11 protein-coding genes and 1 CRISPR repeat array are annotated in these 16,355 nt (G+C 57.3%); of the genes, 10 read left to right on the top strand and 1 reads right to left on the bottom strand.

Translation table 11 applies throughout. The features are described 5' to 3' along the window. The first annotated feature begins 100 nt into the window (after nt 1-100). From HNR38_RS10195 to HNR38_RS10150, 10 genes are all read left to right on the top strand, one after another. Nucleotides 101-592 (top strand): hypothetical protein, encoded by a 492-nt coding sequence (locus HNR38_RS10195; protein WP_183703321.1) that lies wholly within the window; start codon nt 101-103, stop codon nt 590-592. A gap of 11 nt (nt 593-603) precedes the next feature. Further along, nucleotides 604-1,875 carry a type I-F CRISPR-associated protein Csy1 gene (gene csy1, locus HNR38_RS10190; protein ID WP_183703317.1) on the top strand — a complete coding sequence of 424 codons (1,272 nt, stop codon included), beginning with the start codon at nt 604-606 and terminating at the stop codon, nt 1,873-1,875. Next, nucleotides 1,872-2,792, top strand: a complete 921-nt coding sequence (csy2, locus tag HNR38_RS10185) for a type I-F CRISPR-associated protein Csy2 (protein WP_183703314.1) — start codon at nt 1,872-1,874, stop codon at nt 2,790-2,792. The genes csy1 and csy2 overlap by 4 nt, the downstream gene beginning before the upstream one ends. A 31-nt stretch (nt 2,793-2,823) precedes the next feature. Then, nucleotides 2,824-3,849, top strand: coding sequence for a type I-F CRISPR-associated protein Csy3 (gene csy3 / locus HNR38_RS10180; RefSeq protein WP_183703311.1), 1,026 nt, complete (start codon nt 2,824-2,826; stop codon nt 3,847-3,849). Nucleotides 3,850-3,857: 8 nt separating this feature from the next. Beyond that, nucleotides 3,858-4,484 (top strand): type I-F CRISPR-associated endoribonuclease Cas6/Csy4, encoded by a 627-nt coding sequence (gene cas6f / locus HNR38_RS10175; protein ID WP_183703306.1) that lies wholly within the window; start codon nt 3,858-3,860, stop codon nt 4,482-4,484. Nucleotides 4,485-4,614: 130 nt separating this feature from the next. Beyond that, a CRISPR array of direct repeats spans nt 4,615-6,263; the repeat unit is 28 nt; unit sequence GTTCGCCGCCATGCAGGCGGCTTAGAAA. A 237-nt stretch (nt 6,264-6,500) separates the two neighbouring features. Then, nucleotides 6,501-7,481 (top strand): TAXI family TRAP transporter solute-binding subunit, encoded by a 981-nt coding sequence (locus HNR38_RS10170; RefSeq protein WP_183703304.1) that lies wholly within the window; start codon nt 6,501-6,503, stop codon nt 7,479-7,481. A gap of 86 nt (nt 7,482-7,567) precedes the next feature. After that, entirely contained in the window at nt 7,568-9,748 is a 2,181-nt protein-coding gene (locus HNR38_RS10165) for a TRAP transporter permease (RefSeq protein WP_183703301.1), read from the top strand. Between the two features lie 133 nt (nt 9,749-9,881). Then, nucleotides 9,882-11,693, top strand: coding sequence for a sensor histidine kinase (locus HNR38_RS10160; RefSeq protein ID WP_183703298.1), 1,812 nt, complete (start codon nt 9,882-9,884; stop codon nt 11,691-11,693). Then, nucleotides 11,690-13,042, top strand: coding sequence for a sigma-54-dependent transcriptional regulator (locus HNR38_RS10155; protein ID WP_183703295.1), 1,353 nt, complete (start codon nt 11,690-11,692; stop codon nt 13,040-13,042). The genes HNR38_RS10160 and HNR38_RS10155 overlap by 4 nt, the downstream gene beginning before the upstream one ends. A gap of 109 nt (nt 13,043-13,151) precedes the next feature. Then, complete coding sequence (locus tag HNR38_RS10150) at nt 13,152-14,846, top strand: methyl-accepting chemotaxis protein (RefSeq protein WP_183703291.1); 1,695 nt, start codon at nt 13,152-13,154, stop codon at nt 14,844-14,846. A gap of 63 nt (nt 14,847-14,909) precedes the next feature. Here the strand turns inward: HNR38_RS10150 and HNR38_RS10145 are convergent, their stop codons facing one another. Next, nucleotides 14,910-16,301, bottom strand: coding sequence for a PhoH family protein (locus tag HNR38_RS10145; protein ID WP_379919152.1), 1,392 nt, complete (start codon nt 16,299-16,301; stop codon nt 14,910-14,912). Between the last annotated feature and the right edge of the window lie 54 nt (nt 16,302-16,355).

Here is a 16,355-nt window from a genome sequence, read left to right as displayed (position 1 = left end):
GAGAAGGTGATCTGATCCATGGTGGCAACGATCCTATGCGGTTGACGATGGCCGTATTATCGCTGATTTTGGGGACTTATTCAGAGTCTCCCTAGCCGCTTTGGAGCATTTTGCTATTGGCCAGACCCTCGGGTGTCATTATCTCAAAGATGAAACAAAGCCGAGCGACGATCCCGTCAACAGTCCGAAGCATCTTTGGGGGTATACCGATGACCACTGGTGGATGACCGCCTTACCCCAGCAGTTTAATCGTTTCCGGAACAGTGAGCCGGGGCTGAATCTGTACCTGGTTTTGAATGATAGCGGCACTGCGTCTTTTCATATCTATGATCGCCAGAGTGGTTGGGTGCCGTTAGAGACATTTCTGGACATCCAGCATCAACCGCTATCTCAAGAAAGGGCGGAGCGGCTTTGGCTTAAACGTGACTATGGATTGTTGGTCGCAAAGCAAAGTGAACAGATGGGAATGGACGTAAAGCGGACTTCGCAGCGGTTAGGTGAGATCAACCTGAGCCATCACAGGGATGGGAATCGCTATCGGTATAACGATCAGTTGGGGTTGGTGAAAGCCAGCAATGACCAATGGGTTTGAAGGAGATGATTATGATTGACCCGGCCATTGAGCAATTCTTTGCGGAGCGCAAAGCAGCTTGGCTAAAGAAAGTCCTAAAGGCCTCCATGTCAGAGGCGGAAGTGCGAGAAAAAGAACAGGAGTGCGAAGATGTCTTTGCTCTCAAGAATTGGCTGCCAAACGCCGCCAAACGTGCAGGCCAGATTTCGATGGCTACACACCCTTGCACATTCAGCCACCCCAGTGCCCGTAAAAATAAGAATGGTTACGCCAGTTCAGTCATCGCCCGGTCGAAACCATCGGCGGATGGTTTTTTGCGCAGTGGAAATATACAGGTTGATCCCGATGCGTTAGGCAATGCTGCCGCATTGGACGTATACAAGTTTCTGACCTTAAACCTCAAGGATCAGAGAACACTGCTTCAGCATATTCAGGATGACACAGAACTTGCGCAGTCCCTACTAAAGAAGGCTAACGGCAACCCCGAGGATTTAAGGAAAGGATTTCTTGCAATGGTGGCGACCAAAGATGAAGCCGTCACCAGCTCTAAAATAAAGCAGGTCTATTTCCCGATTGAAGAAGATGACACAGAGAATTACCACCTGTTGTCAATTTTGAGTCACTCTGGCCACCTGTTTGAAATGCGACAGCGTCTGGATCGCCTGCGTTTTGCTGAAGAGGTTAAAGAAGCCAGAGAGCTTAGAAAAAACAACCAGCATTCTGAGACTGGGTATCAGGAAGTCTACAATCTGACGACGATAGGTTTCGGTGGCACCAAGCCTCAGAACATAAGCGTTCTGAATAACCAAAACGCAGGCAAAGCCCACCTCCTGTTATCGATGCCGCCTGAGCTGACCCCCAGGAATGTACGCCTACCCACAAGAGACTTCTTCGACGATGTGTTTTATCCCAGGCAGCTTCAGGAGACCTTTCAGGCTTTCCATCGCCTGCTAACGACGGATTACAACAACGTTCATATCCGTGATGGCCGTGACTACAGAATCCAGGAATATGTAGATCACTTGATCCTTAAGATGTGGCAGGTACGCAATGCGTTCGAAGACCAGCCTCAAGAAGCCCGGCCGGAGAGCTTGCAGGGGGAGCAAAAGCTATGGCTTTTTCCAGAACATGCGGGCCAGCGCACCGTGGATGCGCCATGGTTCAAAACCCTGATTAAGGATGCCACTCGCCATTTCATTCGCAGCTATCAAAAAGTAGTGGGGAAATCGGCAATCCAGCTGGGTGATAAGGAGCTGGAAGCCTTTGCACGGGTGATCGAACAAAATAGAGAGGCTTTGCTATGAGTACCCGACGGCTATTGGTGCTTCCGCATCTTAAAGTTCATAACGCCAATGCGCTTTCCAGCCCGTTCACTATTGGGTTCCCTGCCATGACCGCTTGGCTCGGATTTGTGCATGCTCTTGAGCGCAAACTAAAAGCCAGTGATTATCCCACACTTCGGCTGGTGGCTACGGGCGTAATTAGCCATCGGTGCGATCTGCAAACCTATCAAGGCCCCGGAGACTATGTGCATTCCATTGTTGGTACCGCCAACCCACTGGATAGAGACGGACAGCGCTCAGCCTTTATTGAGGAAGCCCGCTGTCACCTGGATGTGAGCCTGCTAATCGAGTATCGCGCTGACGATGATGACCTTGAGAGGGTTGAAAAAACGGCATTTTTCGAGCGACTGAATCAGTTGCTGAGTCGAATGAAGGTTGCGGGAGGAGACTTGCTTGATTTCGATTTCCCCGAGCTAAAGGCACTGGATGACAGCGAGGCTAAAGAAGTCCAGAAGGTGATGCGGAGTTTAATGCCTGGTTTCGCCCTGCTTGAGCGTCGGGAGCTGATGCAGGAGGCAATGAAGCAGGGTACCGATGCACTGGATGCGCTGCTCGAACACGTAACGGTGCATCATCAATGTGAGCAAGATGAGAATGGTGATGTTATTTGGCACAGCCACCGCAAAACCCATGGTTGGATTGTGCCTATCGCGACTGGCTTCCAAGGCATCAGCCCTGTAGGGCCGGCGAAAAATCAGCGCGATGCAGACACGCCACATCGTTTTGCAGAAAGCGTGGTTACCTTGGGCGAATTCAAGATGGCACACCGAATCGAAGATCTCGATGAGGCCCTATGGGAGTACAACGCTGACTTACCCAATGACCTGTACCTGTGCCAACAGGTACAAACTGAAACCCCACACAGCGGCCTTTTTTAAAGCCCGATTATGGAAGAAAGGGAGTAATAACATGGCGAAGACTAACGATACGGCATCGGTTCTGGCATTTGAGAAAAAACTGGTTCCTTCTGATGGCTATTTTTATGGCACCTGTTGGGACACCCAGACAGATACAGTCCCTTTGCAGCTGCGTGAGAAGTCTGTGCGGGGCACTATCTCGAATCGACTGAAGGCAGCTGTTAAAAATGATCCAGCTAAATTGAATGCCGAAGTTGAAAAGCCAAACCTGCAAACCATAGATGCGTGTGCGCTTGGAACAGGCCAGAACACTCTCAAGCATCAGTTCACACTGAAAGTACTGGGCGGCGTTGAACATCCTTCTGCCTGCAATAACGCCCAGTTCAAACAGAGCTATTACCAGGCAGCCCGCGATTATATCGATAGGGAAGGTTTTCAGGAGTTGGGGCGCCGATACGCGCACAACATTGCCAATGCCCGTTTCCTCTGGCGCAACCGCGTGGGGGCTGAGCAAATTGAAGTGCAGGTAAGAGTGCTCAATAAAGGGCGGGATGAACAGTGGACCTTTGATGCCCTGAATTACAGCACCCGAAGCTTTGAGCAGCATGATGAAAAGATTAATGCACTGGGTGAAAAAATTGCGCAAACCCTGGCCAGTGGTGACGGTGCGTTGGTGCTTGAGGTTACTACCTATGCCCAGTTGGGCAAGGCGCAGGAAGTATACCCTTCGGAAGAGTTGGTACTGGACAAGGGTAAGAGCAAAAAGAGCAAGGTCCTATACGATGTGCAGGGACATGCTGCCATGCACTCACAAAAAATAGGCAACGCACTGCGCTCCATTGACACCTGGTACCCCGCGTACGGAGATGAGGATCAGAGTGCGGGTGCAATCGCGATCGAGCCATACGGGGCAGTGACCAATCTGGGAAAAGCCTACAGAACGCCGAAAGAAAAACAGGATTTTTATACGCTCTTTGATTCTTGGGCACGCGGTGGTCAACTAGAGCGCATTGAAGACGAGCACTATGTGATGGCGGTGCTGGTACGTGGTGGTGTTTTTGGTGAAAGTGACAAGTAGGAGTAGGTATGAACTTCTACCAGGATATTACTCTGTTATCGGACTCGGATATTGCGCTGGGATTTCTTTGGCAAAAGCTGTATCAGCAAGTGCATATTGCCCTGGTTGATAAAAAAATTGGTGAAAATTTAAGCGCAGTTGCGGTTGGGTTCCCTGAATACGGTCAGCGAGGATTTCCGCTGGGCAGAAAGCTTCGGCTATACGCAGAAGAGCAAAGCCAGTTGGAGAGAGTGGATGTCGCCTCCTACGTGGAGCGTCTTTCAGACTATGTTCATGTTAAGTCCATAAAACCCGTGCCTCAGGCGACGGGTTATGTTTCTTTCCGACGTTACCATGCCAAAGGCCAGGCTCGTATTGAAAAGGATGAGCTGAACAAGGCTAAACGCTGGGCGGCGAAGTCAGGGAAACCTTTGGAGGACTGTCTACTGGCTTTGGAAAAGACTCGGCCAGAGCCAGAAACCGGATTGCCTTATATCTGGATGGAAAGCCAACGGGCCAAAAAACGTGATGGTAGTTCCGCCCGGAAATTCCCCTTATTTATCAATATGGAGGAGCATGAGCGCGCGAAGCATGGCGAGTTGAACTGTTATGGGCTGAGCTCTCCTGGCGCACCTGTGGGATTACCCGTCTTCTGACACCAAAATTCTGCTCTTTAAAATTGAGCTATATAAATCAGCAAGTTGCAGTCGTGCATTTCAGGAAGGTTAAATTGATACTCTTCCGGTAAGTGCTGGCTGTAACTTGTTTTTTTGCATTTGCCGCATAGTTCGCCGCCATGCAGGCGGCTTAGAAGATCACGGCGTGGCCGCGCGGCGGATCCTTCGCGTTCGCCGCCATGCAGGCGGCTTAGAAGACTAAACGAACTGGAGCGCATCCAGTCCGTCAGTTCGCCGCCATGCAGGCGGCTTAGAAAGTCGCAGGCCGCAGCACTCCCACAAACGGCGCGTTCGCCGCCATGCAGGCGGCTTAGAAAATCGCAGGCCGCACCGACACCAGCGCCAAAGAGTTCGCCGCCATGCAGGCGGCTTAGAAATGCTGCTGTTTTCGCTGCTGCTCCAGGTAGGCGTTCGCCGCCATGCAGGCGGCTTAGAAAATCCACTTGACCTGGGCGAACCCGCCCCGGAAGTTCGCCGCCATGCAGGCGGCTTAGAAAACAAGCCTGGTCATACACACGCCGCCGACAGTGTTCGCCGCCATGCAGGCGGCTTAGAAAATGATGAACGGTTAGGAGGCGGGTGCTACCTTGTTCGCCGCCATGCAGGCGGCTTAGAAACATGAGTAATAACATCTACAAGCGCCTGCTGGGTTCGCCGCCATGCAGGCGGCTTAGAAAACCTGGCCACCTCCGGCGTGGACAACGACGCCGTTCGCCGCCATGCAGGCGGCTTAGAAAACGTTGAAGCGGACAGCGCCGAAGATGAAACCGTTCGCCGCCATGCAGGCGGCTTAGAAATGTACGCGACCGCGCCTTCTCGGGGCCAGATGGTTCGCCGCCATGCAGGCGGCTTAGAAAAGTGGGTGCATCTAGCCTGGGTGTATACCGGAGTTCGCCGCCATGCAGGCGGCTTAGAAAAGTCTCAAGCGTTGCCGTAACTGGCTCAAACGGTTCGCCGCCATGCAGGCGGCTTAGAAATTAACCGCAGCAAGGGATGTCGAAATGAGAGCGTTCGCCGCCATGCAGGCGGCTTAGAAAATTACGCAGGTATTGCATCGAGTTTTTCCGGCGTTCGCCGCCATGCAGGCGGCTTAGAAATGTTGAACCACGAATGGCCCCGCAAGCGGTACGTTCGCCGCCATGCAGGCGGCTTAGAAAATAACACGAACGCCACCCGGCATCTGCACAACCGTTCGCCGCCATGCAGGCGGCTTAGAAAACGCGCCCAGGACGGCGACGCCGCCGACGATCGTTCGCCGCCATGCAGGCGGCTTAGAAAACCGTCCCCGAATCTGTCAGGTTTGTGCTGGGGTTCGCCGCCATGCAGGCGGCTTAGAAATTCCTGAAGTTCACCTGCGAGCCCTACCAGGGGTTCGCCGCCATGCAGGCGGCTTAGAAACGGGCGGGGTTCGGAGCCCTGGCGGAAATGCCGTTCGCCGCCATGCAGGCGGCTTAGAAAAAACTGTCGCAGGCCCGACATCCAAAGCCACCGTTCGCCGCCATGCAGGCGGCTTAGAAAACCAGGTCAGAGGCCGGGGAAATCGCGGAAAAGTTCGCCGCCATGCAGGCGGCTTAGAAACCGGCGGCCCGGACCAGGCGAAAGAAGATGAAGTTCGCCGCCATGCAGGCGGCTTAGAAAAAACTGTCGCAGGCCCGACATCCAAAGCCACCGTTCGCCGCCATGCAGGCGGCTTAGAAAACCAGGTCAGAGGCCGGGGAAATCGCGGAAAAGTTCGCCGCCATGCAGGCGGCTTGATAACCTCTTGCGCCGATCGTCAAGGACGCCCAGGTGGGTGTGTGTGCAGATCTACCCATCACCTTCTTTATTTGGGTGGTTTTCCACCCAAAATCAGCAGTGCTTTACCTGTTCTTTTCTTCACCTTTCTGTTTTGTAAGTATTTTCCATTACTGGCCTGCTCTTTGCTACCTTAATGGCCAGCGGGTCTTCTGGGCCCCGTTGGCACCCAACAAACAAAATGATACGGGAGCAGTCTCTATGAAAATCCAAGCCATCGTGGCGGCCGTGGTCGCCTCATCCGTTTTTGCAGCAGCCCCGGCGGTTGCGCAGGATAAATCCGACTGGCCGGAAAGCTTTACCGTCGGTACCGCCAGTCAGGGCGGCACTTACTTCGCCTATGGTTCTGGCTGGGCCAACTACATGGCCGAGAACCTGGGTATTTCCGGCGGCGCTGAAATCACCGGCGGCCCGATGCAGAACATGGCTCTGGTCCACACTGGCGACCTGAACTTCGGCCTGACCACCATGGGCCCGGCCCGTGAATCCCTGGACGGCAAGAGCCCGCTGGCTCCGGGCATGAAGATGGACAACGTCTGCGCGATGTTCCCGATGTACCAGACACCGTTCTCCATCACTACCCTGAGCAGCTCCGGCATCGAGTCCATCTCCGACATTCCGGACGGTGCGACCATCGGTTTCGGCCCGGCCGGTTCCACATCTGACACTTACTTTCCGCGCATGATGGAAACCCTGGGTGTGGACTTCGAGCGTCGTAACGGCAGCTGGTCTGATCTGGGCGGTCAGCTTCAGGATGGCCTGATTGACGTGGTGGCCTTCGCCGCAGGTATCCCCATTCCGGCGGTCAGCCAACTGGAAGTCCAGACTGACGTCAATATCATCGGTATGAACGACGCTGAAGCTGAGAAAGTGATCAACAACTTCCCGGTTTCCGAGTTCATCATTCCGGCCAGCACCTACCAGTCCCTGGAAGAGCCGTCTCGCGTGGTTTCCATGTGGAACTTCTCCATCGCCAACTGTGACGTACCGGAGAGCCTGGTTTATGAGATGGTCAAGCTGACCATGGAGAACAACGACAAGATGGTCTCCATCCACAAGGCCGCTCGTACTTCTGTGCCTGAAAACTACACCAAGAACAACGTTCTGCCCTGGCATCCGGGCGCAGCGCGCTGGTTTAAAGAGAACGGCTACGAGATTCCGGCTGACCGGATCCACGAGTAACCGTCATTCTTGAAGGGGCCGCCGCCCGGCGGCCCCTGCGGGCCAGTCTCCCGGCTGGCCTGGCTTTTTCGCTAGCAGGTCGCATCATGTCTACTGAACACGAAATACAACATTCTCCCCGAATTACTGAGGATGAGGATCATATCCTCGCCCATAATGTTGACGAAGAACCGGTGGAAGCGAACCGTCGCCTGTTTGAGGGCTGGTTGCTCAAGCTTGTCACCCTTCTGACCATTGGTTATTCCTCTTTCCATCTGTACACGCTGAATATCGCACCGCTGGAAACCTGGTCTTTCCGGATCGTGCACGTGGCGGGTGCCCTGTTGCTTGGATTCATGCTTTACGCCGGTGCCCGTTTTGCGACGCCGGAAGAGGGCGGTGTTCGCCACCGCTGGACTACCTGGGTTGGGGCTGTCGCGCTGCTGCCGGCGCTTTACGCACTTTACCAGGGGTTTGCCTTCTATCAGATGCTGAACGACGGCGCCATGCGCATCGATCGGGCGCTGGAAACCTGGCACTACGGCTGGCCGCTGCTGGCTGCCGTCACTGTCGGTATTGTGACCTCCTGGTTTCACCAGCGGGGCCGTGCCCGTTTCAGTGTGCCGGATCTGGTCCTGATCGTATGTTCCTTGGCGGTCGCCACCTATTTACTGGTGGTGCTTAACACCTCCATGCGTATGTCTACCGGTACGCCTTTTGCTCCGATCGGCATTTCCTTCGCGGCGGTTGGCGGTACCGCGCTGATCCTGGAACTGACACGTCGTGTCGCCGGTATGTCGCTGGTGGTGATTGGCCTGGTGTTCCTGGCCTATGTGTTTGCTGGCCCCTATCTGCCCGGGTTCCTGGGTTATCCGGGGCTGTCGGTGCAGCGTTTCTTCAGTCAGGTCTATACCGATGCGGGTATCCTCGGGCCGACCACCGCTGTGTCGTCTACCTACATTATTCTGTTCATCATCTTTGCCGCCTTCCTGCAGGCGTCCAAGGTGGGTGATTACTTTGTAAACTTTGCCTTTGCCGCTGCCGGCCGGTCCCGCGGTGGTCCTGCCAAGGTGTCCATCTTTGCCTCCGGCCTGATGGGCATGATCAACGGCACCAGTGCCGGTAACGTGGTGTCCACCGGCTCACTGACCATCCCGCTGATGAAGAAAGTGGGTTACAAGAAAACCTCGGCCGGCGCTGTTGAAGCAGCCGCCTCTACCGGTGGCCAGATCATGCCGCCGATCATGGGCGCGGGCGCCTTTATCATGGCGGAAATCACCGGTATCCCGTATACCGAGATTGCCATCGCCGCGATCATCCCGGCCATTCTGTATTTTGCCTCGGTCTACTTCATGGTGGACTTCGAGGCGGCCAAGACCGGCATGCGTGGCATGCGCGAGGACGAACTGCCGAAGTTCTCCCGCCTGGTGAAGCAGATCTATCTGTTTATCCCCATCATCATCCTGGTGGTGGCCCTGTTCCAGGGTTACTCGGTGATCCGCGCCGGCACCCTGGCGACTGTATCTGCCGCCGTGGTTAGCTGGCTGTCGCCGAACAAGATGGGTATCCGTGAAATCCTGCATGCGCTGGATATCGCGGCCATGATGTCGATCCAGATCATCGTGGTGTGTGCGGCCGCCGGTATCATCGTGGGTGTAATTTCACTCACCGGTGTGGGTGCCCGTTTCTCCGTCCTGCTGCTGGATGTGGCGGAAGCTTCCCACCTGCTGGCGCTGGTGTTTGCCATGTTCATTTCCATCCTCCTCGGGATGGGCATGCCGACGACCGCAGCCTATGCGGTGGCCGCCTCGGTGGTTGCGCCGGGCCTGGTACAGCTGGGTATTGAGCCGCTGACCGCTCACTTCTTTGTGTTCTATTTCGCGGTGGTTTCTGCCATTACACCGCCGGTGGCGCTGGCCTCCTATGCCGCAGCCGGTATCTCGGGCGCCAATGCCATGGCAACCTCGGTGGCATCGTTCCGGATTGGTATTGCGGCCTTCATCGTGCCGTTCATGTTCTTCTACAACAGCGCGCTGCTGATGGAAGCTGGATGGTTCGAGATTGCCCGTGCTCTGGTAACCGCCACTTTCGGTGTCTACCTGCTGTCTGCCGGCGTGATGGGCTGGTTTGCCCGGGCTGCCGGTAACTGGCCGGTACGTCTGCTGCTTATCGTCGCGGCGCTGCTGACCATTGAAGGCGGTATCTGGACGGATCTGGCGGGTATTGGTCTGGCGGTTGCGGCCTGGATGATCCAGCGTAAACGCGCCCCGAGCGTTGCGACCGCCTGACGATCGCAGCGTGGCACGGGTGGCCGGCCTGTTGCAGGCCGGTTGTCCCGTTCCGGGGCCAACGGTAGGCTAGGGACTCTGACCGATACCCGGTCAGAGTCTCCCCCAAGCCTTTTCGCCGGAAGCCTGATGAATGTCCCACCGTATAAACGCAGTACTGGTCCTGATTCCCGTATTGGCACTGTCCTGGGTGCTGGGCGGCTGGTTCGGGTTTCGACAGCTTGAACAGAGCAGTCTGCAGGAAGCTTTCCGTTACCGGCAACTGGTGGCCAACGAACTGAACCGTTACCTGCCGGTGCCAGGGCTGGTTGCTGAACACCCGGTGCTGGCCGGCGCCCTCAGACAGCCAGACGACGAAACCGTGCTGCTGGAAGCCAATCGGCAGATGCAGCGAATGGCGACAATTGTGGGCGGTTCGGACGTGTACCTTATGGACATGTCGGGTATGACCATCGCCGCCAACAATTACGCCCAGCCCGACAGCTTTGTCGGCAACAACTACTCGTTTCGGCCCTACTTCAGGGACGCGGTGGAATCCGGAGGGCCGGTGGCCTATTTCGCGCTGGGTTCACAGTCGATGGAACGGGGGCTGTATTTCTCTCACCCGGTCCGCGACCAGCGGGGCAAGATGCTTGGGGTCGTGGCCGTGAAAGTGCTGGTGCACGAGCTTGAAAGCCAGTGGCACCGGCCGGATGCGGCACGGGAGGCGGAAATGGTGGTGCTTGATGGCGATGGCATTGCCTTTTTAAGCAGTAATCCCGGCTGGCTTTACCGGGACTTCCGTCCGGGGGATTCGAGCCCGGCCCCCGAAACCCGCCAGCGTTACCCGGAGCGCGAGCTGTTGCCGATGGCGCTGGAGACGCTGGGCAGCCCCTGGGTGTTGTCCGAAGGGTCGCAGACTATCCGGCTGGCAGAAGGTGACCAGTCGGCTGATTACCTGAGTGTTGGCACTGAGTTGCCGAGGCTCGACTGGACGTTGCGGGTGCTGGTAAGCACCCAGTCCGTAACCTGGAGCCGGATTGGCTTCCTGTTGATGGGGCTGGCGCTGTACCTGGCCGGTTTTCTGACCTGGCTGTACCTCAGGGAGCGTTATCGGAGGGAGCGGGAGCTGGCCATCCGGGGCGAGCAGTTGGAGCGGCGGGTGGCTCAACGAACCGCCGATCTTAAACGTTCCAATGACCAGTTGCTGGAGGAAATCCAGGAGCGGGAGCGGACCCAGAACGAACTGCGGGAAACCCAGCAGGAGTTGATTCAGGCGGCCAAGCTGGCCGTGCTGGGCCAGATGTCGGCGGGCCTGAACCATGAAATGAATCAGCCGCTGACGGCGATTCAGGGCTATGCCCGCAACAGCCGTAAGTTCCTGCAGCGGGGCGCCAATGACATGGTGGACGCCAACCTCGAGGAGATCATCGGGTTGTGCGACAAAATGGCCGAGATGACCCGGCAGTTCAAGGTGTTTGCCCGCAAGTCCGAAGGGCCGCCCTCGACTGTGGATGTGCGGATGGCGGTGGATGCGGCGCTGAAAATCATCCGGGCCCAGAAGAGCAGTGAGGGCATCGACATCCGCTGGGAGCGCCCGGACCAGCCCGCCATGTGCCATGGTGACCTGAACCGGATTGAGCAGGTGATGGTGAACCTTCTGGCCAATGCGGTGCAGGCGGTTGAAGTCCGGGAAGCGCCGGAGATTACCATCGATCTGAATGCCGAGGGCGACTACTGGCGTTGCCGTATTCGCGATAACGGGCCGGGACTGGCCGGTAATACCGAGCAGATCTTCGAGCCGTTTTTCACCACCAAGTCGGTCAAGCAGGGGCTGGGCCTGGGCCTGTCGATCTCAAGGCAGATTGTTGATGCCCTGGGCGGCACCCTGACCGGACAGAACCGGGAAGACGCCCCGGGCGCGGAATTCGTTCTGAAACTGAAACAGCGGAAGACCACGGAATGACACAGCCTTCAGTAATTTTTGTGGACGATGATCCGGATATCCGACCGGTCATGGAGCAGACCCTGAACCTGGAAAGCCTGCCTGTGGTCTGCTACGAGGATGGCCCATCGTCGCTGAAACAGGTTTCCCCGGAGTTCGACGGCGTGATGCTGTGCGACTACAACATGCCGGGAATGGATGGCCTTGAACTGCTGCAGAAAGTCCGGGCTATCGACGAGGATATCCCGGTGATCCTGCTGACCGGGCAGGGGGACATCAGCACCGCCGTCTCCGCCATGCAGATGGGCGCCTATGATTTCATCGAGAAGCCCTTCGACCACGACGAGCTGATCGAACTGCTGCGACACGCCATGGAGAAACGGCACCTGGCCCTGGAAAACCGGCGGCTGAAGGTACAGTTGCGTCAGTTGGCCCGGCCCGGGCCGAGGATTCTGGGTGATTCCCCGGCCATGCGCCGGGTGATGGCCACCATTGATCCCATTCTGGATATTTCCGCCAACATCCTGCTGCACGGTGATACCGGTTCCGGCAAGGATGCGCTGGCCCGCTATATCCATGAAAACAGCCCGCGCAGCAATCACAACTTCGTGGCCATCAACTGTGGGGCCGTGCCGGAACACCTGATCGAAAGCGAGCTGTTCGGCCACGAGCCGGGTGCTTTCACCGGTGCCGACAAGCGCCGTATCGGCAAGATCGAGCACGCCCACAAAGGTACGCTTTTCCTTGATGAAGTGGAGAGCATGCCCATGCCGTTGCAGGTGAAACTGCTGCGGGTGCTGGAGGAACAGAGAGTCGAGCGCCTGGGCAGCAACGACGTGCTGGACATTGATCTGCGCATCATCGCCGCCACCAAGGCGGATCTGCAGAAGCTGAGCGAAACCGGCGAGTTCCGCTCGGACCTGTATTACCGGCTGAACGTGGTGAAGGTGGACATTCCGTCCCTCAAAGAGCGCAAGGAAGACATTCCCATGCTCTTTCACCACTTTGTGCTGATTGCTGCGGCCCGCTATGACCGGGAAAGCATTCCACTGGACGCCGAGCAGGCCGCCCGTCTGATGGAGCACCCCTGGCCGGGCAACGTGCGGGAGCTGCGAAACCTGGCCGAACGTTACGTACTGTTGGGCCCCAGCGCACTGGAAGAAGCGCGGGCGCCGGGCCGGGAGAACCTGGTGGGCCGGCGCACCCTGTCAGAGATGATGGACGCCTTTGAGCGCTCCGCCATTGTCAGTGCGCTCAATGCCAGCCACGGTAGCATCAAGGACACCATGGTCCAGCTCGGGATTGCCCGCAAGACCCTGTATGACAAGATGAAAAAACACGGCCTCGACAAGTCCGAATTCAAGGATTGAGGCCGTATTCGGCTGGCATTGGTTCGGTGTTTTTCTGTAGGGTTGCTACGCTTTTTCAGAGGGGCCGGACGATTCGGCCCAATACGCCCTGAACAGAAGAACCTAGCCCATGAAAAAACTGACGATCCAGACCCGAGTGCTTCTCCTTGCCCTGGTGCCGGTGATTCTGCTCACGGCACTGCTGACCACCTATAACCTGAATCAGGCCAGCAACATCGGCGACCAGGCCGTGGCCACCTTTTCCCAGGATATGGAGGCCAGCAAACGCCAGGAGTTGCAGAACTATCTGCAACTGGCCAAGAGTTCCATCCAGCACCTTTACGAACAGCCGGGGTCAGCTAACGACCCGGAGGTGCGCGAGCAGGCCTGGGAAATCCTTCGTCAGTTGCGTTTTGATGATTCCGGCAGTGCCGGTTATATCTTTGCCTATGACACCAGTGGCGTGAACGTGATGCACGGGGTCAAGCCGGCTCTGGAGGGGAAGAATCTCTGGGATTTCCAGGACCCCAACGGCAAATACCTGATCCGGGAGCTGGTCGAGGCGGCCCGCAGTGGTGGCGGCTTTGTGGCCTACGGATGGGAACACCCGAAAACCGGCCAGATCGCGCCCAAACTGGGTTATGCCGAACTGTTGCCGGAATGGGGTGTGATGATCGGCACCGGTTTCTGGGTGGACGGTCTGGAGGCCCAGGTGGCCCATATGGAATCCAGTGTCGATCAGTCACTGGGTGGGGCCGTGTTCGGTTCGGTTACCACATCGGTGATTGCCCTGGCGATCATCGTCTTTCTCGCGCTGGTGGTGGTCCGGGGGATTATCCGGCCGCTGAAATCGGCGGTTACTGCTATGAATGGCATCGCCAGTGGCGACGGCGACCTGACCCAGCGGCTGGATGCCTCCAGCCGGGATGAGCTGGGGCATCTGGCCACCGCCTTTAACAGTTTTGCCGATCAGGTTCATGGCCTGGTGGAGCGGGTCCGCGGGTCTGCGGTCACGCTCAAGGAAACGTCCGATGAGCTCAACGCCGTGATGTCCGAAGCCGGGCAGGGGGTGGAACGCCAGAAATCGGAAAGTGACCAGGTGGCCACGGCGATGAACGAAATGACCGCCGCCGCCCAGGAAGTGGCTGGCAACGCCAGCGAGGCATCGGATTCCGCCGGGCACGCCATGGCCCAGGTCAACGATGCCCAGGGTGTGGTGCACCAGGCCATTGAGGTGATTGGTGGCCTGTCGGAGCAGGTTGAACAGGGTGTAGCGGTCATCGAGAAACTGGGCACCGATTCCGGCCAGATCGACCGTGTTCTGGAAGTGATCCGGGAGATTGCCGACCAGACCAACCTGCTGGCGCTCAACGCCGCCATTGAGGCCGCCCGAGCCGGTGAGGCCGGTCGTGGCTTTGCCGTGGTGGCTGATGAGGTGCGTACCCTGGCCAGCCGGACCCAGCAGAGCACCCAGGAAATCCAGCAGACCATCGAGCGGCTGCAGCAGGGGGCGGCCGATGCCGTCAAACTGATCGGAACCATCCGGGAGCAGAGTGAGGCAACTGTTGAGGAAACCCGGCAGGTGAACGACGGTCTGCATCGCATTGCCGAGGCGGTTCACAGCATCACGGATATGAACGCCCAGATTGCCAGTGCGGCGGAGGAACAGACCAGCGTGTCGGACACCATCAACCAGAATGTGCATGAGATTGTAGCTATCTCTGAGCAGACAGCAGACGGTACCCGCCGGGCCGATGAGGCCACCCGCCGGCTTAACGAACTGGCAGGTGAGCTGACCGAGGAAGTGAGCCGGTACCGGGTCTAGTGGCCGGATCAGATACTGGTTGAGAGGAAAGGGGAGCTTGGCTCCCCTTTTTCTTTTCCGGGTTTACAGGTTGGCTTCGGCGAACTCTGCCAGGGCCGAGCGGGGGACGCCCTGAAGGTGGATATGACCGCCATGCCGGAACCCTTTGAAGCGTTCGGTCATGTAGGTCAGCCCGGAACTCAGCGGGCTCAGATAGGGCGTATCGATCTGCGCCAGGTTGCCCAGGCAGATCACCTTGGAGCCGTTGCCGGCGCGGGTGATGATGGTTTTGACCTGGTGCGGGGTCAGGTTCTGGCACTCATCGATAATGATCAGGCTGTGCTGGAAGCTTCGGCCCCGGATGTAGTTCATGGATTTGAAATGCAGGGGCACCTTGCTGAGGATGTAGTCGACGCTGGCGGTCATGTTCTCGTCGTCCTCGTGCAGGGCTTCCAGGTTGTCCACAATGGCGCCCAGCCAGGGTTCCATTTTCTCGGTTTCGGTACCGGGCAGGAACCCGATGTCTTCATCCAGCCCCTGGGTCGAACGGGTCGCGATAATCCGCTTGTAGGCCTTGCTGGCCACCGTCATTTCGATGCAGGCCGCCAGGGCGAGGATGGTCTTGCCGGAACCGGCCGAGCCGGTCAGGTTCACCAGGTGCACGTCCGGGTCCAGCAGCAGGTTCAGCGCCATCGCCTGATAGATATCCCGGGGCAGCAGCCCCCAGACTTCCTGATCCATCAGGTCATGCTGGTGCAGGTCCTTGATTACCATCTGGTTTTCGCCAATGTCCACGACCTGGCCGATAAAGCCCTGTTCGTCGATCACGAACTCATTGATGTTGAGCTTGGCCAGCTCGCCTTCCCGGCGCAGCAGGTGTTCGGTCACCCCCTCACGCTGCACCGTTTCCACTTTCTCGATGTTGTCCCAGAAGGAGTTGGGGAACTCCCGGTAGCCTTTGGGCAGCAGGTCGATGTCGTCCAGCAACTGGTCGTTGTGGTAGTCCTGCGCCTCGACACCAAAGCCCCGGGCTTTCAGGCGCATGTTGATGTCCTTGCTCACCAGGATAATGTCCCGGGACTTGTTGCGCTCCTGAAGCGCCGCCAGCGTATTGATGATCTTGTTGTCATTCAGGTGCTGGGGCAGGGCATGATTACCGTTGTATTCGGTGGTCATGATGATCGACAGGGTACCCAGGGGTTCTGCCTTGGGGCCGCGGAGAATGGGCACGCCACGCTCGATATCGGCCGGTGGGGCGTCGCCCAGGAGCTTGTCGATGTTGCGAATGGCCTGCCGGCAGTCCGCCGCCACGGCCTGTTTGCCGGATTTCAGGTTGTCGAGTTCTTCAAGGACGGTCATCGGGATGATGACTTCGTGTTCTTCAAAATTCAGGAGGGCGTTGGGGTCGTGGATCAGGACGTTGGTGTCGAGGACATACATCTTGTGGGGAGTTTGAGCTTGCTGTGCTCTGGGCATAGGGGGCGTTACCTCTTTCCCTGCGGTCTGTTGGTAAAAGCTTAGCCGTTCCGT

Origin of the sequence: Marinobacter oulmenensis (assembly GCF_014201735.1) — a bacterium.
In the GTDB taxonomy this organism is placed as follows: domain Bacteria; phylum Pseudomonadota; class Gammaproteobacteria; order Pseudomonadales; family Oleiphilaceae; genus Marinobacter; species Marinobacter oulmenensis.
The sequence above is the reverse complement of the archived record's forward strand: the minus strand, read 5'-3'. Positions and strand labels throughout refer to the sequence as shown.